Here is a 17,303-nt window from a genome sequence, read left to right as displayed (position 1 = left end):
CTCGATCTTCTCGGGGAATCGAGCCCCCATCAGACCAGGAGCGCTCCACTTTTCTCACTGATGGTCAAGCACGCGTGGCCTGGTTGCGGTAGCCGTCCTACGCCTGTGAAACCGCCAGCCAGACCCAGGCGGCGGGGATCTGTGCTGAGTACGAGTACTCATGTTCGCCAGGACGCCGGCTGCCAGGCTCTGCGATATGACGAGTGGCAGAAGGGCGCTGACGGCCCTGCATCTCTTCATGGTCTGGGCGACGATGGCGGCCGTGGCGCCGGCGCTCGGTTTCGGGCCGGTGATATCGGCCTGGGGTGGTGGGGCCGATGCGACGGTGCCGGTCCTCGCGTTGGGTGTACCGCTGATGGTGGGCCTGCTGACCACGGCGGGCATACCGGTGCGGACCGTGGTGCCACTGTGCGGCTCCGTGTCGCAGCGGCTGGGCTGGGCGGTACTGGTCTTCGTCCTCGGTACGCTCGGCATCCTTGCAGGTCTGGCCGCCTATGGCGAAAACGTTGACCTCGGAAGCGCCAGTACCCGGATCGTGCTGACGGGGGTGCCGTACGCCGTGGCCGCGGCGTTCTTCGTGCCGAGCCGGTGGGTGCGGCTGGGGGCGCTGGCCGTACTGGCGGCCGGGGTGGCCTATGGAGGCTTCGTCGGCCCGGCGCTGGCGCAGCAGGGCCAGGACGAGGCGGAGGTCGCGCGGTACCGGGAGCATCCGGAGCTGCTGTACCTGGGCGCTGCTCCGCCGGGCATGCAGGTGTCCCATGCCGAGGTCGGCCCGGCCTCCTTCGGCGTCGACTACCGTCCCGTCCGGGAAGGCTACGAGTTGGGGTACGTCGGCCTCACGGTGCGCCCGCCGCTCACGCCGACTCCCCGATGCCCAGAGCCTGCGGAGAAGGGCATGACCTGCACAGTAGACGCGCACGGTGAGATGCTCACGGTCCGCGACTTCCCCGGAGGCGGCCGCGCCATCACCCTCACCCGCCGCCACCGGAACGCGGAGGCCGAAGTCACCAGCCAGACCCTGGACGAACCCGGGCTACGCCATCTCCTGAACTCTCTGCACCCACTGTCGGACACAGAGCTGGAGAAGCTGATACGGGAAAAGAAGATCGAGCAGAGAATCTGAAAGAGCGTCTTGTCCGGCGTTCGGGTGTCGCGGCAGTTCGGGGTGCTCTCGTGGGTGAGGCGTCGGCTCATGAGGTCGATCACCGCGACGTGGATTATGGCTTCGGAGCGGTGTGGGTGGCTTTCTCGTCGCGGGCGAGGCGGCGGTGGTGCATGAGCCGGCCAAGGTCCGCTCGACCACCCAGCGCCGGGGAATCCCCTTGAATCCTCTGACTCCGGGCTCGCGTTGGACTCCTTCGCGTCAATACAGAGGCGGCGCCGTGTTCGATGGCTTGGTGCGGTAGCCGGTGTCGGCCCATGCCTCACGTGAGGGCTCGTGGCGGCAATGAGGCCTTCACCGAGCACGTCCGCTCCCTCGCGACCATGTTCACCGAGCGCCTGCCAGACTGGCTCGACGCCGTCCGGCAGGACGACCTGCCCAGCCTTCGTAGATGGACTCGTCGCCGATGCCGGGCCCCCTGACGGAGACCAGGACGGGCCGCCGTCCGTCGACGCCGCCCGTGTCCGAGATGCCGAGGCTCTCCGCGTGAACGTTCAGGTCGTACTCGCCGACCCGCTTCTCCTCACACCGCGCCGAGGAGCGAACCAAGAGGTCGCGGAGCCGCTGAATCGCCGCGCGGGGGACGGCCTCCGCCAACTCGATCACCAACACCGGTCCATTCATGGATCGGAGCCCAACCAGCCGCGACCGTCGTCCCCACCTCATTGCTCAGTGTGCACGCACCTCAGAAGTTGAGCCAGAACCCGAGAAATGACGTCACTTCGTGGACGGCCCGCCGCCCGTGAGGGCGGCGGGCCGTCGAGGTGGGCCGGAGGAATGCACTGGTCTTCTGAAGCGTGGCTCCCGTCATGTGCAGCTCCCGCACCCGAGCGTGGGGATTCCCGGTGGACCCCGTAGGTGGGGACGCCGTCGGGCCCATCACTCGCGAGGGGCGATGGTGAGCTGGAAGGCTCCGTGGCCGCCGCCGCGCGGGTCATCCGTGTAAAACGGGTTCCAGTCGGTCCGGACGGCATGGATACCGAACCTTCCCTGGCCCGCAGGGGCGTCCTCGGCTGCGCTGATCCGGTACTCCACGACGCGGGTGCCGTGGGCGGGCAGGTCCCGCGCACCGGAAGCGCCGGTCAGGGGATCGTCGTCGTTGGCCACACGCAGTCCGTCGGGGTGCCAGTCGCCGTCAGGCGCCTCGCGCCGTTCCATCGTCAGCCTGGGCTCCCGCTCGCCCGCGTAGTTCCACTCGACCTGCGCGGAGAGCGCGATGTAGCGGAGTGCCTTGCCGGTGGTGTTGCAGAGCTTGACGAGGACGGTCTGCGGTTCGCCGCCGGGGAGGACGGTGATGCCTTCACGCGGGTCGATGACCGTGGTGATCAGGTCGCCCCTGGTTAGGTCAGCATTGGTGAGCTTTGGACAGGGTTTGGCCTGGAAGGCCGCGAAGTCGGGGTTCGGCGAGCTCTTCGCGCCCGACGGAGTGGCGGGCGTCCGCGTCGCCTGCGTCGAAGCTCCGGGCGACGCCTTGCCCTTGTCGCCGTCTGCCAGGGCTGATGGCCCCTCGCAGGCGGTGGCGAAGAGCATCACCGCCCCTGCGACGGCGACGGCGGTACTGGCCCAGCCTCTGCCTGCGTACACGGATGCCCCTTTTCATGGATCCCTGGCTGGTGATCACGACGCCTGATGGCCACTCATGGTTGCGCCGCGAGGAAGACGCCGTGACCGCCTCAGCGGGAGCGGACGGGCCCGCCTGACCATCGGGTACGAACGCGTCGGCGCAGTGCTCCTCGATCAGCCGGTGGAAGATCCGGGTGACTCTTCGCGACCGCACCGGGGTCTGCGCCGAGCGCTGACCATGCGCGGGCTGGGTGATGGCGCTTCGCTCCCTGTCCGCCGCTCGGGAGCGCAGCCACAGCTGTTCTGGCCGTTGCGTTGCTGCGCCCGCTCGCCGCGCACTGGCGCATGGGAGGTCGAAGGTATTCCGGAGCCGCTGCGCGACCACTACGCCTGCCGCGCCGCCCAGGTCGACGCCATCGCCGACGCCGGCCGCGAAGAGAAACTCCGAGTGTTGGCCGAGACCCGGCACGCCAAGCACGACACTGGCGTCATCGACTTGCGTGTCACCTGGCGCCGGCGGGCCGAAGACCTTGGTTACGACGTCGATGCGATGGTCGCGGCAGCCGCCCCCGGCCCGCCCGGCCCCGACGGGCCACTCGCCGCGACTCGGCCCGACGGCCTCGCGCACGCCCTCCCTTGAGCTGATTGCCGTCGAGGTTCTATATCCGCAGCACGGACTCACCGTATTCGGCGAGGAGTTCAGCAAGGCCCAGCTGCTCGCGCGGGTCGCCGACGCTTGTCCGCTCGGTCTGGAGGCCGCAGAGCTGAGCTGGAAGGCTTGGCGGAGCGGGTGGTCGCGGTCAAGGGGTACGTCCAGGTGCTGCCGCCGCGCGGATGATCGCCTCTCACTTCAAGTTGAGGAGCTTGGCCTGTCATGAGCGGATGGTCGCCAGAGGTGCTTGAGATCTTGGAGGCTTCGGGGTGGACGGCAGGCAGACGGGTCGACACGGCCGACTGGCGGTCCATGTTCGAAGCGGGCGGCCTCGCCATGCACGACGCTGCCGATGCGTTCCTTCACGAGTTCGGAGGGCTGACCGTGAGCATCAGTGGTCCGGGAATCAGCGTCGCCCGCGAACCGTTCGAACTGGATCCGGAGCTTGCTTGGGGTGAGGACGACCGGTTCTCGGAGTGGAGCGACGCCATAGGGAGACGTCTCTTCCCTCTCGGCGAGCTCGATCACGGCCGATACTTTCTCGGTATCGATGAGAACAGTGAGATCTACCTGGTCGCTTCCTGGATCGCTGGCTTCGGGCCGATGCCGCAGGCCCTCGAGAATCTCATCCTCGGCGTGAAGCCCCGCAGGATCGATGACGAGCGCAGGCCGTCGGATCAGGCCCAGTGACGCGCTCATCAGGAGAGCAGGACTCGTTTGCGAAGGAGCTCGAATCCTGCACGGCCGAACATTTGACGCTTGAGCATCTTGATCTGGTTGACGTGGCCCTCAACGACGCCAGAGTTCCAGGGGTACTAGAGGCCGGCGGTGACGGCGTCCAAGTCTCGTGCGAGGTGCCGGGCGAGGTGAGCATGCTCGCGAAAGCGCGGACATGTCCAGCAGGGGTTTCGAGCTCGGCGTAGGTGGCGAGTACGCCCTTGAGTGAGAGCCGGTCACCCTCGGTCAGGGCGTCGGGGTGGGTGAGATTCCAGCGGGTGACCGCACGGGTCGACGGCGGCCTGGGCCCGACTGGTTGGGGCTTGTCACGCAAGCCGGTCATCTCGCATGTCTGTCAGTTACGGGTCCAGCCCCCGGGGCCGATCCAGACGGTCTGCTTGTTGCGCGTCGGGACAACGTCGTAGCGCGCCACGGCCTGGTAGTAGCCGCCGATGCGCCGCTTGCAGAGGAGGTTGCCGATGATGGTGTTCCGCTGGCCGAGCGCCACCTTCCCGTAGACCAGGTCATCGCCCATGTCCCAGTTGGTGCTCCAGTAGTTCGTGTAGGCCTGGATTCCCTTGACGGTGGCGTTCGGGCAGTTACCGAGCCACTTCGGGAAGGAGATGTACACCCAGCCGTAGCTTGCTGCCTGCGCAGTTCCCTGAGTTGAGGCTACTCCGCTGATGGCCAGCCCGAGCACCGACAGCGCCACGGAGAGCTTCTTGAGCCTCGTCTTGAGCACGTACCCACCCCATCTTGTCTTTGCCCGTCATCCAGGAACCGCGAACCGGGCAGATCACGACCCCCGAAGTCTGATCATGTGAGCCTGTGGGGCCGATGAGGGAAGTACGCGGAATTCAATGATGTTTCGTGACAATAGGTTCTAATCACGGTCGCATCGGCAGGTTTCTCTCGTTCTCACGTACGCATGAGATTCGAAAGGTTCGTAACGCAACCCACTCGGCTCACCTTCACGACGGCTGGGTCAAAAACACCTACTTGCCAGTGGCCAACCGTCCGCAGGAGTGGAGAGAGGACAGACGGCGACAACAGCAGCGCTGCTCCCAGCCCACGAGGTCTGGATGGTCGCTGATGTTGGTGCCATCCCGGCGTGTGATGACCACGCATGGGGCTTTGAGAAGTGGGTGCGGCGCCGGCACACCGGCGACGACTGGTGGGACTGAGCTGCTTTCGGCGAAAGTCAGCGTTCGGTGGCCCGCTTTGGTTGCTTCGTTCCTGCCTGATCCCAACGGGCCCCCGCGTGGCCTCGCTTGCGCCCTGTGGAGACAGCCGTGGGCACCGTGCGCGGAGCCTGTCACTTCCGATACCGCTGCGCCACTGCCGCGAAGGCGGCCTTGGGTTCCCATTCCATGTCGGGGTAGGTCTGCCCTCGGTGCCCTTCGAGGAGTTTGACGATGCCCAGGCCGGCCCGGTCCAAGTCGTCCCTGGGGTCGCCGTCCGGGCGGTGCGGGTAACCAGGCAAGGAGAACAAGAACACGAACGCGCTGTCCACGCCCTCGGTCTCGAAGATCTCCAGCAGTTCGCTCAGATATGCGGCCTGGCCGGCCTCGTCACGCTCGTATATGCCGTTCAGCCGTACAGGTGCCTTGGTCTCCGGGTCGTACTCGACCACTTCCAGCACCCGCCCACCGCGGTCTCCCGCGCCGCGGTAGGCCGCGGTGCCGAACCCGGTGATGGCGAGCGGCTTCGGATCTTGGGCCAGAGTGCGCACCGCGTCCCGGAACCGGTCGGCGACCTCGGCGGAGCGGATCAGCTCGAACGTCACCATGTCGAAGGGAGTCCAGTCGACCTGCTCGAACTGGATGGATGCGTAGGTGAGCTTGCCCTGGAAGCGCTCGCGGATCGTGGCCGCGGCGTCGCGGAGGAATGCGTTGACGCGCACGCCGAGCTCACGCATCGCTTCGGCCCGCCGCTCGGGTTGGCTCATCAGCTGCTCGACCCGCTCCTCGGGTCTCTGTCCGGGCAGGAACCCGCGGTTCATCACGCTCAGCTCGACCCCTGCGACGAACACGACCGTGGCCCCCTGCTGCCGGAGCCGTTCCGCTCGCTCGGCGCAGTCGCGGAAGAGGGTGAGGATCTGCTCCGGATCCAGCTCCAGCGGATAGGGCGAGAACCAGACCTCCAGGCCGAGCTCGGCGGCGGCACTGGCCGCCAGCTCCAGTCGGTCCGGGTCCCCGCCGATGATCTGGATCGCGTTGCAGTGCAGGTCGTCGCGGATGATGGCGAGCTCCCGCCGGACTACTGCAGGGTCGAAGCGCTCGCGGGATATCTGGCCGTGCAGGACGAATCCGGTGTCGTAGGTCATTCCTCTTGCTCGCATGGTGACGTCCTCTCTGTCGGCCCCGGTCGGGGCGAGGTTGGCAAGAAATTTGCGTGCACGCAAATTTGCGTGCACGCATCATCGTGTGGAACGCTGACACCGTGACGACACCATCACCAGGACTTCGGGAGCGGAAGAAGCAGGCCACGCGCGAGGCGCTACGCGAGGCGGCCCTGCGCCTGGCCGTGGAGCGCGGACCGGACCAGGTGCGGGTCGAGGACATCGCCGAGGCGGCCGGGGTCTCGCCGCGCACCTACAACAACTACTTCGCCAGCCGCGAGCAGGCGATCGTCTCCGCTGTTACCGGGGACAGAGAGGCGCGGATCGCGGCGGCGGTCGCGGCCCGGCCCGCAGGAGTGCGCCTGGCCGACGCCGTCACCGAAGCCGTGGTCGAGCAGTACACGAATACCGGTGAGCGCGAACACGAGGCGCTGCTGCTGATCACCACCCGGACCGCGCTGTGCGACGCGTTCCTCGATGCAACCGCCGGCATCGAGCCCCCTCTCACAGCGGTGATCGCCGAACGCCTGGGTGACGCCGGAGCGCACACAGCCCGTGTTCTCGCGGCGAGTGTGGCTGCGGCGGTGCGCATCGCGTTGGAAGGCTGGCTCCGGTCGGCCGGGAATGCAGGGGCCGTCGGGAATTTCGGCGCCGGAGGACTGGTCGTGCCCTCCGGCCCACTGCCCGATCAGCTCCGCGCGGCGCTGGCCCCGCTCGCGCCTGCGTTCGACGCCGCCGAGCGATACACCCAACCGTCATCATCATCGTCAGCCGATTCAATGTAGATGACGCCGTGCCAGGTCGCTGAGTGACAGCACCTGTGTGTGAGTTCGAACGGCAGTTGGTGGTCAAGCCGACCTGGAATGTTGATGGGAAGCGACGGCACGTGGCCGTAGGATTCCGGCATGGCAGACGAGAATCAGCGAGCTGTTCAAGCGGCCATCAATGCGGAGATGAGGCTTCTCGACTCTGAGGTGCGTGCTTCGCCGGTCCTTGTCTCGGAGCTGCTGGACCCGGAGTTCATCGAGTTCGGGGCGTCTGGCCGTCGGTGGGATGCGACATCGATCCTCGCCGTGACGAGTGCCGGCTCAGTGGATCCGGAGTCGCCGGTCAAGGTCAGCGAGATGTCAGGGGTCGTGCTCGCTCCGGGCGTCGTTCACTTGACGTACTTCGCCGACAACAGCGGTCGCCGAGCATGGCGAAGCTCCCTGTGGCGTCTGACGGCAACGGGTTGGCGCATGTACTTCCACCAGGCCACTTTGACCGGCTGAGCGAAGACAGCCCGCTGCCCCGCGCGTGTTTGCCGACTGCCTGGCGGGCGGTCGGTTTAGCGGAGGTGCCGATCAGGCAGCCGGCGTACATCTGAGGATGTACCCGTCATGCACCCCGCGTACCCGCCCGGCCAGGGCGAAGACGATCAGGTCGGCGTGGTCCGGGCAGGTCCCGCCCGGACGGCCTCAGCTGTCGAAGTCGACGGTCAGGGTGTCGGACACCGGGAACGTCTGGCAGGTCAGCACGTAGCCGGCGTCGACCTCGGAGGGCTCCAGCGCGTAGTTGCGGCGCATGTCGGCCTCGCCGTCCGTGACCAGGGCGCGGCAGGTGCCGCACACGCCGCCCTTGCAGGCGAAGGGCATGTCCGGGCGCACCCGCGTCGCCCCGTCCAGGATCGTCGTCTCGCGGGAGAGCGGGGACGTGGTGGAGCGGCCGTCGAGCGTGATGGTGACCTGGCTGACCGGGCCGTCGCCCGTGGCGTCCTCGTGGCGGACCGTGCGGATCGGCTCGTCGTCGGCGAAGAACAGCTCCTGGTGGACGCGGTCCGCCGGGACGCCGAGGTCCCCGAGCAGCTTCTGCGCGTCGCGGACCATGCCGTGCGGACCGCACAGCCACCAGTGGTCGGCGCTCTTCACGTCGACGAGCCCGTCGATGAGCGCGGCCAGGCGCTCGGAGTCCAGGCGCCCCGAGAGAAGTTCGGCCTCGCGCGGTTCGCGGGACAGGACGTGCCCGAGCTGGAAGCGGGTGGGGTAGAGGTCCTTCAGGTCGGCGAGTTCGTCGGCGAACATCACCGTGTCGGTACGGCGGTTGCCGTAGAAGAGGGTGACCCGGGAGCGGGAGTCGGCGGCCAGGACGGACTCGGCGATGGACATCATGGGGGTGATTCCGGAGCCCGCGGCGATCAGGACGTGGTGGCCCGGTTCGGCGAGGTCGGGGGTGAAGGCGCCGGTGGGGGCCATCACCTCGACGGTGTCGCCGGGGCGGACGTCCTCCACCAGCCAGGAGGAGAACAGGCCGCCGGGCACCACACGCACGCCGATGCGGGGGCGGGCGCCGACGGGGGAGCAGATGGAGTACGAGCGACGCTCGTCGCGCCCGTCGACCTCACGGCGCAGCGTGAGGGACTGGCCGGGACGGTAGGCGAACTCCTGCGCCAGTTCCTCGGGCACGTCGAAGCTGATGGCGGCCGCGTCCGCGCACAGCGGCTGCACCGCGGCGACCCGCAGCGGGTGGAAGGCCGGACGGCGGCGCCGCGCGGGGGCGGCGGACACGTCGGTCTCCGTCGTGGTGGTCGGGGCCATCAGATCTCCTTGACGTACTCGAACGGCTCCAGACAGCTGCGGCAGCGCCACAGTGCCTTGCAGGAGGTGGCGGCGAAGCGGGACGTCTCCTCGGTGTCGGACGAACCGCAGCGCGGGCACGCCACCGCGCGCCGGGTGATGGACAGCTCCAGCGGCACGGCGCCGCCGGTGCGCCGGGGCGCACTGCCGGGAGGGGCGATGCCCGCCTCGGTGAGCTTGCGCCGGCCCTCCGCGGTGATCCAGTCCGTCGTCCACGGCGGGTCCAGGACGGTACGGATCTCCACCTGCGCGAAACCGGCCGAACGCAACCGCGCGGCCACGTCGGCGCGCATCTCCGCCATCGCGGGACAGCCGGAGTAGGTGGGGGTCAGACCGGCGACGACCGTGCCGTCCGGCCTCATCTCGACGGTGCGCAGCACGCCGAGGTCGGCCAGCGTGAGCATGGGCAGCTCCGGGTCCGGGACCTGCTCGGCCACGTGCCGCGCGCGCCGCTCGTCCAGTGCGCTCACCATGTCGCCTCCGGATGCGCGCGGGCCAGACCCTGCAACTCCTCCAGCAGCGGGGCCAGATGCTCGGTGTGGTCGCCCTCCCGGCCCTGACCGGGCAGCGCCCCGGCCGCGAGCGGCTCAAGACCGGCGGCGTCGAGGACCTGCCCCAGCACGGCCGTCGTCTCCTCCCGCACATCCGCCGGGTCGACGCCGAACCCCGGTCGCGGCGCGAAGAGTTCGTCCGTGTACGGGGCGACGGCGGCGAGCGCGGCCCGCATCCGCCGGTGGGACTCCTCCGTGCCGTCGCCCAGGCGCACCACCCAGTCCGCCGCGAACTGCCGGTGATAGGCGAGCTCGTTGACACCCTTGGCGGCGATCGCCCTCAGGACCGGGTCCTGCGTGGTGGCGGCGATCCGCTGGAAGACGGCCAGGCGCCAGCAGGACAGCACCAGCAGCCGGGTGACGGAGAACGCGAAGTCGCCGTTGGGGAGTTCGGCGAGCCGGACGTTGCGGAAGTCCGCCGCGTCCCGGAAGTAGGCGTAGGCGTCCTCGTTCCGGCCGCTGCCGTCGACCTGGCCTGCGCGCGCGTAGAGCAGCCGTGCCTGGCCGAGCAGGTCGAGGCCGATGTTGGCCAGGGCGACCTCCTCCTCCAGCTCCGGGGCCCGCGTGCACCACTCGGCCAGGCGCTGCGCGCCGACCAGGGCGTCGTCCCCGAGGGCGAGGCAGTACGCGGCCAGCTCGGCGGGCTCGACCGAGTCCGGCACGGTGGTGTCGACGCCGTGCAGCGGGTCCTCGAAACCGGTGCCGAAGGCCCATCGGGCGTCCGACTCCCCGTGGTCCGCGGCCAGGGACAGGTAGACGTGGTCGTCGGTGACGTCGCTCATGTCCGTCCTGCTCCTAGATGTGGGGGACATCGTCGGGGATGTCGTAGAAGGTGGGGTGCCGGTAGACCTTGTCGGCGCTGGGCGCGAAGAAGGGGTCCTTCTCGTCCCGGGTGGAGGCGGCTATGTGCTCCGAGCGCACCACCCAGATGCTCACGCCCTCGTTGCGCCGGGTGTACAGGTCGCGGGCGTGGCTGAGCGCCATGGCGTCGTCGGCCGCGTGCAGCGAGCCGACGTGCACGTGGTTCAGGCCGCGCTTGCCGCGGACGAACACCTCGTACAGCGGCCAACTGTCCTTCGTACCACCGGTGTTGCTCATGCCGCCGTTCCTTCCTCGTTGTTCCGGGCGTCCTCGGTGGCCCCGGTCATGGCGGCCCGCTTGGCCGCGTGCGCGGACGCCGCCTCACGCACCCAGGCGCCGTCCTCGTGCGCGGCCCTCCGCCGTGCCACGCGCTCCTCGTTGCACGGCCCGTCGCCGCTGATCACGCGCTTGAGCTCGGACCAGTCGGGGGTGCCGAAGTCATGCCGGCCGCGCTCCTCGTTCCAGCGCAGCTCGGGGTCGGGCAGGGTGACGCCCAGCTTCTCGGCCTGCGGGACGGTCATGTCGACGAATCGCCGACGCAGTTCGTCGTTGCTGTGCCGCTTGATCTTCCAGGCCATCGAGGCGGCCGAGTTGGGGGAGTCGCCGTCGGGCGGGCCGAACATCATCAGGGACGGCCACCACCAGCGGTTCACCGCGTCCTGCACCATCTCGCGCTGGGCGTCGGTGCCGCGCATCATCGTCATCAGCAGCTCGTAGCCCTGCCGCTGGTGGAACGACTCCTCCTTGCAGATCCGCACCATGGAGCGGGCGTAGGGGCCGTACGAACTGCGGCACAGCGGCACCTGGTTGCAGATCGCCGCGCCGTCGACGAACCAGCCGATCACGCCGACGTCGGCGAAGGTCGGGGTGGGGTAGTTGAAGATCGAGGAGTACTTCTGCCGGCCCTCGATGAGGCGCTCGGTGAGGTCCGCGCGGTCGGCGCCCAGGGTCTCGGCCGCCGAGTACAGGTACAGGCCGTGCCCGGCCTCGTCCTGGACCTTCGCGAAGAGGATGGCCTTGCGGCGCAGCGAGGGGGCCCGGGTGATCCATTCGCCCTCGGGCTGCATCCCGATGATCTCCGAGTGGGCGTGCTGCGCGATCTGGCGGATCAGCGTCTTCCGGTAGCCCTCGGGCATCCAGTCCCGGGGCTCGATCCGCTGATCCTTCGCGATCGTCGCGTCGAACTGCTCCTGGAGCCGCTGCTCCGCGCTGTCGCCGCTCGACACTGTGCCGTGTGACGTGGTCATCGATACCAGCTTCCCTACCGACCATTCGTTCGGGTAATAGTCTGTCGAATTTTCCCGGCCCCGGCAACCCCTGGATCCGGGATCGCCCGGCCGCACGCGGCCGCGGGGCGGTGCGAGGGCCGCCGCGTACGACGGGCGGCGCTCGGTCCGGCCTCTTTGCTCAGCGGCCCTCGGTCCGGCGGCCCTTTCTCAGCGGCCCCCGAAGGACGGCTTCTCCTTGGCGAGGAAGGCCCGCACGGCGCCGCGGTGGTCCTCGGTGGCACCGAGCCGCTCCTGGGCCGCCGCCTCACGCTCCAGTACCGCGCTCAGCCCCGCCCCGGACGCCGCGTGCCGCAGCAACGCCTTGACCTCGCCGTACGCGGCCGTGGGACCCGCCGCCAGCCGCCGGGCCAGCGCCAGCCCCTCGGCCGCCGCCTGCCCGTCGGGCACGACCAGGTGCGCCAGCCCCAGCTCCTGTGCGACCCCGGCGTCCAAGTGGTCGCCGAGCAACATGAGGAGCGCGGCATACGACGGGCCGACCGCCCGGGTCAGCGACAGGCTCAGACCGCTGTCGGCGGCCAGCCCGATCCCGGTGAACGCGGTCGCGAACCGCGCGCCGTCCGACGCCACCCGCACATCGGCGCACAGCGCGAGACCCAGCCCGGCCCCGACGCACGCGCCCTCGACCGCCGCGACCACCGGCACGGGCAGCGCGTGCAGCGCCTCCACCAGCGGGTTGTACTCGGCCCGCACCACGGCGAACGCCGACTCCGGGTCGCGCTCGAGGGCCTCGGCGTGCTCCTTGAGGTCCTGCCCGACGCAGAAGTTCCGGCCCTGCGCGGTCAGCAGCACCGCGCGCACCCGCTCGCCGTCCGCGTCACCGGCCACCCGGCGCACGGCGGCCAGCAGCCCGGACCGCAGGGCCGCGTCGAGCGCGTTTCCGGCGGAAGGCCTGCGCAGTTCGATGACCGCGACGCCGTCATCGACGCGGTAGCCGACACTCTGCCCCGCCGCGTCGGGCGAGGCCGCCTCCGGCGGGGTCACTGCCATGTGTAGAACCCCTGTCCCGACTTGCGGCCGAGTTCGCCCCTGGCGACCTTGTCGCGCAGCAGCTGCGGCGGGGCGAACCTCTCCCCGAGCGTGGCGTGCAGGTACTCGGCGATGGCCAGGCGGACGTCGAGACCGACCAGGTCGGTCAGGCGCAGCGGGCCCATGGGGTGCTTGTAGCCGAGGCTCATCGCGTCGTCGATCGCCTCCGGCTCGGCCACGCCCTCCTCGACCATGCGGATCGCCTCCAGGCCGAGCGCCAGGCCGAGACGGCTGCTGGCGAAGCCGGGGGAGTCCTTGACGACGACGTCCTTCTTGCCCAGCGCGTGGGTCCAGCCGAGCGCCGCCCGCACGACCTCGGGCGAGGTCTCCGGCGCCACGACGATCTCGATCAGCTCGGAGGCGGGCACGGGGTTGAAGAAGTGCATGCCCAGGAAGCGGCCCGGCACCGTCAGCGCCGAGGCCAGCTCGGCGACCGAAAGTGAGCTGGTGTTGGTGGCCAGCACGGTCGCGTCGTCCACCGCCGCCTCGGCCGCGGCGAGCAGCCCGGCCTTCAGCGCCGCGTTCTCGGGCACAGCCTCGACGACCAGTTCGGTGCCCTGCGCGAGACCGTCCACGGACTCCACGGCCGTGACCCGGGCGAGGACCTGCTCGGCGGGCTCGGCCAGCCGGCCGCGCTCGGCGGCCCGGCGCAGCCCGGTGGCGACGCGCTCCACGGCGGCGGCCGCGGCGTGCGCACCGCTCTCCACGACGGTCACCGACGACCCGGCGGCCGCGAACGACTGCGCGATTCCGGCCCCCATCCGGCCACCGCCGATCACACCGACGACGGCGGGCACGGTCGGACTGCTCATGCCTTGCTCCTGTTCCTCTTCTCCAGGAAACGCGTCATGCGGTCCTGCTTGTCCTGTCCCTCGAAGAGCACCGCCTGCGCCAGGTCGTCGGCGACCGGGTGCGCGCCCGGCGCGTCGACGACGAGCTTCGTCAGACGCAGCGCGGTGGCCGAGGACCGCGCCATGCGGTCCAGCAGCGCGTGCGCCTCGTCGAGCAGCTTCTCCGCGGGTACGACGTCGATGACCAGACCCGCGGCCAGCGCCGCCCGGGCATCCAGGTTCCGCCCGGCGAGCAGCACCTGCTTGGCGACCGACTCGCCGACCAGCTCAGGAAGGCGCCAGCACGCCCCGGCCGCCGCCAGGATGCCGAGCCCCGGCTCCGGGTTGCCGAAGACGGCGTCGGGTCCCGCGATACGGATGTCGCAGGCGTAGGACAGCTCCGCCCCGCCGCCCAGCGCCCAGCCGTCGACGGCGGCCACGGTCGGCATGGGCAGCCTGCGCACCCGCTCGAACAGGCGGCTGTTGATCCCCTGGAGCGCCTCGTCCCGGCCCCGCCGCAGCAGCTCCGCGATGTCCGCGCCGCCCGCGAACACGTTGTCGTGGCCGGTGAGCAGCAGCAGCTTCGGGTCGTCCTCCAACAGGTCGCACACCGCGTGCAGTTCGCGGATCATGAGCCCGCTGATCGCGTTGCGTGCCTCGGGGCGGTGCAGGGTCACCACGACCCGGTCATCGCGCTCCTCGACCAGCAGCGTCTCGTACGCGTCCCGGCTCACACGCGCTCCACCAGCATCGCCACGCCCTGGCCCACGCCCACGCACAGGGTTGCCAGGCCCCGGCGGGCGTCCTCGCGCTCCAGGCGGCCGAGCAGCGTGAGCAGGATGCGGGCGCCCGAGCAGCCCAGCGGATGGCCGAGCGCGATGGCGCCGCCGTCGGCGTTGACGCGGTCCTCGTCGAGCTTGAGCCGGCGTACGACGGCCAGTGCCTGCGCGGCGAACGCCTCGTTGAGCTCGACGGCGTCCAGGTCCGCGGTCTGCCAGCCGGCGCGAGCCAGCGCCTTCTGCGTGGCGGGAACCGGGCCGAGGCCCATGAGGTTGGGCTGCACCCCGGCCGAGGCGGAGGTGACGACGCGGGCGCGCGGGGTGAGTCCGTACCGCTCAACGGCCGCCGCGCTCGCCACGACCAGCGCCGACGCCCCGTCGGACAGCGGGGAGGACGAGCCCGCGGTGACGATGCCGTCCTTGCGGAAGATGGTGCGCAGGGAGCCCAGCTTCTCGAGCGTCGTCGACGGGCGCGGGCCCTCGTCGCGCTCCACCAGTCCGTCCTTCACCGGGACCGGGACGATCTCGCGGTCGAAGTGCCCGGCGTCCTGCGCGGCGACGGCCCGCTGGTGGCTGCGCAGCGCGAAGGCGTCGGAGTCGGCGCGGGTGATGCCGTCGAGGGCAGCGACCTCCTCGGCCGTCTCACCCATCGACAGGGTCGTCCGCACCGTGTCCGGACCGGCCCCGGCGGGCACCGCGCGGTCGGCGGCTGCGAAGCGCGGGTTGGTGAAGCGCCAGCCCAGGGACGTGTCGTGCACCTGGCCCGGCTTGGCCCACGGGGTGCCCGGCTTCTCCATCACCCACGGGGCGCGGGTCATCGACTCCACGCCGCCCGCGACGACCAGGTCGGCCTCGCCGGACCGGATCGCCTGGGCCGCCGAGGCGACCGCGGTCAGACCCGAGGCGCACAGCCGGTTGACGGTGTAGCCGGGCACGGTGTGCGGGAGCCCGGCGAGCAGCACCGCCATGCGTGCCACGTCGCGGTTGTCCTCGCCCGCCTGGTTGGCGGCGCCCAGGATCACCTCGTCCACGGCCTCGGCCGGGATCGCGGCGCGGCGCACGGCCTCACCGACCACCAGCGCCGCCAGGTCGTCGGGGCGGACGGAGGCCAGGGCGCCGCCGTAGCGGCCCTGCGGGGTGCGGGCCCCGTCGATCAGGTAGACCTCGTCAGGCATGGGTGCTCTCCTCGATGGCGGCGGGGCGGCGCGACTGGAGCGTCGCGAAGCGGCCGGTGACGAACGCGGGGTCGGACAGGGTGGCGCTGGCCGCGGGGTTGGCGGCGCTGCCGTGGAAGTCGCTGAAGGCCGCGGACTGGTTGACGAAGACGCCGCCGGTGAGGTTCTCCGACAGATGCACCCCCGCGTCCAGGGCCGCCGACTCGGCGGCGGCCAGGACCTCTTCGCTCGTGGAGTGCACGGCGGCGGTCAGCGCGCCGTGGGCGCGCACCGTCTCCCGGAGGATCCGCAGGCTGTGCTCGGTGGAGTCGGTGCCGATGACGAAGGAGACGGGCCCGAACCACTCGCGGGTGTACGTCTCCTCGTCCGCCTCCGCGTCCAGGCGCGCCACCAGCGGCGTACGGATGGTGGCCTGCGGGAACTCGGGGTGCTCCACCGGCTGCGAGGCGTGCGCCGTGATGCCAAGCGCCGCCGCCTTCTCCAGTCGGTCGAGCACGCCGTCGTTGACGACGGCGCCGAGCGTGCCGGCCGCGCGGGCCGGGTCGCCGAGGAGCTTGTCCAGCGCGGCCCCCAGATCGGCGGCGAACTCGTCGGCGGTCCTGACGCCCTGGTCGGTGGCGATGCCGGCGCGGGGGATCAGCAGGTTCTGCGGGGTGGTGCACATCTGGCCGCTGTACAGGGACAGTGAGAAGGCGAGATTGCCCAGCAGCCCGCGGTAGTCGTCGGTGGAGTCCAGGACGACCGTGTTCAGACCCGCCTTCTCGGTGTACACGGCGGCCTGGCGGGCGTTGGTCTCCAGCCAGTCGCCGAACTCCGTGGAGCCGGTGAAGTCGATGATGCGCACGTCCGGGTGGAGCGCGAGGAGGCCAGCGGTCCGCTCGCCGGGCTCCTCGGCGGCCAGGATCACGAGGTTGGGGTCGAAGCCGGCCTCGGCGAGGACCTCGCGGGCGGTGCGCACGGTGAGCGCCAGCGGCAGTACGGCGCCCGGGTGCGGCTTGATCACCACGGGGTTGCCGGTGACCAGGCTGGCGAACAGGCCCGGATAGCTGTTCCAGGTGGGGAAGGTGTTGCAGGCGATCAGCAGCGAGACACCGCGTCCGACCGGCGTGAACTTCTTGTCCATCACCAGGTCCCCGCCCTTGCGCTGGGGCTTGGTCCAGCGCGCGGAGCGCGGGTGCCGCTTCTGCTCCGCCCAGGCGTAGGCGACGGCCTCCAGGCCGCGGTCCTGCGCGTGCGGGCCGCCCGCCTGGAACGCCATGACGAAGGCCTGTCCGGTGGTGTGCTGCACGGCGTGCGCGTTCTCGAAGCCGGCCGCGTTGAGCCGGGCCAGGATCTCGGCGGCGACACCGGCGCGGACATCCGGGCCCGCGTCGCGCCAGGGGCCCGTGGCGGCCTTGGCGGCGGCCACCGCCTCCTCGGGCCGGACGCGGGGGTAGCCGATGCCGAGGCCGAAGCCGTAGGGGGAGGTCTCGGTGGCCTGCACGGTCCCCTCGCCGGGGTGTCCGGGCAGCTCGAACGGCTTGCCCATCTGGTCCCGGAAAGCGGCCTCACCGAGCTTCGGGGCCTCCTCGCCGTACACCGACTTGCTGGGCGACTCCGGGTACGGGGTCCAGTGGTCCCGGCTCTCGGTGGCCGCGACCGCCGTCTCCAGCAACTCTCGGTGGCGGGCGAAGAAGTCGACGGGCTCGGGAGTGGTGTGGGGCATGCGGTCCACCTCTTGACAGGCAGCGGTGATGCTTGATTAC

19 protein-coding genes and 1 pseudogene are annotated in these 17,303 nt (G+C 70.5%); 5 read left to right on the top strand and 15 right to left on the bottom strand.

Translation table 11 applies throughout. The features are described 5' to 3' along the window. Positions 1 to 196: 196 nt before the first annotated feature. Positions 197 to 1,123, top strand: a complete 927-nt coding sequence (locus OIE49_RS02670) for a hypothetical protein (protein ID WP_326800878.1) — start codon at positions 197 to 199, stop codon at positions 1,121 to 1,123. Positions 1,124 to 1,146: 23 nt separating this feature from the next. Here OIE49_RS02670 and OIE49_RS02665 read toward each other — a convergent pair. The 3 genes and pseudogenes from OIE49_RS02665 to OIE49_RS02655 form a co-directional block, all read right to left on the bottom strand. Then, a pseudogene (locus OIE49_RS02665) lies at positions 1,147 to 1,441 on the bottom strand (IS5 family transposase); the annotation flags it as partial. 48 nt (positions 1,442 to 1,489) lie between these two features. Further along, positions 1,490 to 1,774: a DUF6368 family protein gene (locus OIE49_RS02660; RefSeq protein ID WP_326800877.1), complete on the bottom strand. Its 285-nt coding sequence runs from the start codon at positions 1,772 to 1,774 to the stop codon at positions 1,490 to 1,492. Positions 1,775 to 2,041: 267 nt separating this feature from the next. Beyond that, complete coding sequence (locus OIE49_RS02655; protein WP_326800876.1) at positions 2,042 to 2,746, bottom strand: hypothetical protein; 705 nt, start codon at positions 2,744 to 2,746, stop codon at positions 2,042 to 2,044. A 142-nt stretch (positions 2,747 to 2,888) separates the two neighbouring features. On the opposite strand from OIE49_RS02655, the gene OIE49_RS02650 reads away from it, so the two are divergent. Together OIE49_RS02650 and OIE49_RS02645 are read left to right on the top strand one after the other, a co-directional pair. Next, positions 2,889 to 3,365: a relaxase domain-containing protein gene (locus tag OIE49_RS02650; RefSeq protein WP_326800875.1), complete on the top strand. Its 477-nt coding sequence runs from the start codon at positions 2,889 to 2,891 to the stop codon at positions 3,363 to 3,365. Positions 3,366 to 3,599: 234 nt separating this feature from the next. After that, positions 3,600 to 4,067 (top strand): SUKH-3 domain-containing protein, encoded by a 468-nt coding sequence (locus tag OIE49_RS02645; RefSeq protein WP_326800874.1) that lies wholly within the window; start codon positions 3,600 to 3,602, stop codon positions 4,065 to 4,067. A 382-nt stretch (positions 4,068 to 4,449) separates the two neighbouring features. On the opposite strand, the gene OIE49_RS02640 is transcribed toward OIE49_RS02645, so the two are convergent. Both OIE49_RS02640 and OIE49_RS02635 read right to left on the bottom strand, forming a co-directional pair. Further along, positions 4,450 to 4,836: a hypothetical protein gene (locus OIE49_RS02640; RefSeq protein WP_326800873.1), complete on the bottom strand. Its 387-nt coding sequence runs from the start codon at positions 4,834 to 4,836 to the stop codon at positions 4,450 to 4,452. 573 nt (positions 4,837 to 5,409) lie between these two features. Further along, complete coding sequence (locus OIE49_RS02635) at positions 5,410 to 6,420, bottom strand: hypothetical protein (RefSeq protein ID WP_326806120.1); 1,011 nt, start codon at positions 6,418 to 6,420, stop codon at positions 5,410 to 5,412. 116 nt (positions 6,421 to 6,536) lie between these two features. Here OIE49_RS02635 and OIE49_RS02630 point away from each other — a divergent pair, with 116 nt between their 5' ends. Continuing rightward, the gene (locus OIE49_RS02630; RefSeq protein ID WP_326800872.1) at positions 6,537 to 7,220 is read left to right on the top strand and encodes a TetR/AcrR family transcriptional regulator; all 684 of its coding nucleotides are present in this window, start codon (positions 6,537 to 6,539) and stop codon (positions 7,218 to 7,220) included. A 120-nt stretch (positions 7,221 to 7,340) separates the two neighbouring features. Continuing rightward, a complete protein-coding gene (locus OIE49_RS02625) occupies positions 7,341 to 7,706 on the top strand; it encodes a nuclear transport factor 2 family protein (protein WP_326800871.1) in 366 nt (121 codons plus the stop codon). Positions 7,707 to 7,892: 186 nt separating this feature from the next. Here OIE49_RS02625 and paaE read toward each other — a convergent pair whose 3' ends face one another. The 10 genes from paaE to paaN form a co-directional block, all read right to left on the bottom strand. Next, the gene (gene paaE, locus OIE49_RS02620; protein WP_326800870.1) at positions 7,893 to 9,008 is read right to left on the bottom strand and encodes a 1,2-phenylacetyl-CoA epoxidase subunit PaaE; all 1,116 of its coding nucleotides are present in this window, start codon (positions 9,006 to 9,008) and stop codon (positions 7,893 to 7,895) included. Then, positions 9,008 to 9,520 carry a 1,2-phenylacetyl-CoA epoxidase subunit PaaD gene (paaD, locus tag OIE49_RS02615; RefSeq protein WP_326800869.1) on the bottom strand — a complete coding sequence of 171 codons (513 nt, stop codon included), beginning with the start codon at positions 9,518 to 9,520 and terminating at the stop codon, positions 9,008 to 9,010. The genes paaE and paaD overlap by 1 nt, the downstream gene beginning before the upstream one ends. After that, positions 9,514 to 10,380: a 1,2-phenylacetyl-CoA epoxidase subunit PaaC gene (gene paaC, locus OIE49_RS02610; RefSeq protein WP_326800868.1), complete on the bottom strand. Its 867-nt coding sequence runs from the start codon at positions 10,378 to 10,380 to the stop codon at positions 9,514 to 9,516. Before paaC ends, paaD begins: the two co-directional genes overlap by 7 nt. A gap of 13 nt (positions 10,381 to 10,393) precedes the next feature. Further along, a complete protein-coding gene (paaB, locus tag OIE49_RS02605; RefSeq protein ID WP_100568855.1) occupies positions 10,394 to 10,696 on the bottom strand; it encodes a 1,2-phenylacetyl-CoA epoxidase subunit PaaB in 303 nt (100 codons plus the stop codon). Beyond that, positions 10,693 to 11,706: a 1,2-phenylacetyl-CoA epoxidase subunit PaaA gene (gene paaA, locus OIE49_RS02600; protein WP_326800867.1), complete on the bottom strand. Its 1,014-nt coding sequence runs from the start codon at positions 11,704 to 11,706 to the stop codon at positions 10,693 to 10,695. The genes paaB and paaA overlap by 4 nt, the downstream gene beginning before the upstream one ends. A 189-nt stretch (positions 11,707 to 11,895) precedes the next feature. Beyond that, positions 11,896 to 12,735 (bottom strand): enoyl-CoA hydratase/isomerase family protein, encoded by an 840-nt coding sequence (locus OIE49_RS02595; protein WP_326800866.1) that lies wholly within the window; start codon positions 12,733 to 12,735, stop codon positions 11,896 to 11,898. Beyond that, a complete protein-coding gene (locus tag OIE49_RS02590; protein WP_326800865.1) occupies positions 12,726 to 13,586 on the bottom strand; it encodes a 3-hydroxyacyl-CoA dehydrogenase family protein in 861 nt (286 codons plus the stop codon). Before OIE49_RS02590 ends, OIE49_RS02595 begins: the two co-directional genes overlap by 10 nt. Further along, positions 13,583 to 14,338, bottom strand: a complete 756-nt coding sequence (locus OIE49_RS02585; protein ID WP_326800864.1) for an enoyl-CoA hydratase/isomerase family protein — start codon at positions 14,336 to 14,338, stop codon at positions 13,583 to 13,585. Before OIE49_RS02585 ends, OIE49_RS02590 begins: the two co-directional genes overlap by 4 nt. After that, complete coding sequence (locus OIE49_RS02580) at positions 14,335 to 15,558, bottom strand: thiolase family protein (RefSeq protein WP_326800863.1); 1,224 nt, start codon at positions 15,556 to 15,558, stop codon at positions 14,335 to 14,337. Before OIE49_RS02580 ends, OIE49_RS02585 begins: the two co-directional genes overlap by 4 nt. Next, complete coding sequence (gene paaN / locus OIE49_RS02575; protein ID WP_326800862.1) at positions 15,551 to 17,263, bottom strand: phenylacetic acid degradation protein PaaN; 1,713 nt, start codon at positions 17,261 to 17,263, stop codon at positions 15,551 to 15,553. The genes OIE49_RS02580 and paaN overlap by 8 nt, the downstream gene beginning before the upstream one ends. Between the last annotated feature and the right edge of the window lie 40 nt (positions 17,264 to 17,303).

This window comes from Streptomyces sp. NBC_01788, assembly GCF_035917575.1.
Lineage (GTDB): Bacteria > Actinomycetota > Actinomycetes > Streptomycetales > Streptomycetaceae > Streptomyces.
This window is presented reverse-complemented; position numbering and strand designations above follow the sequence as displayed.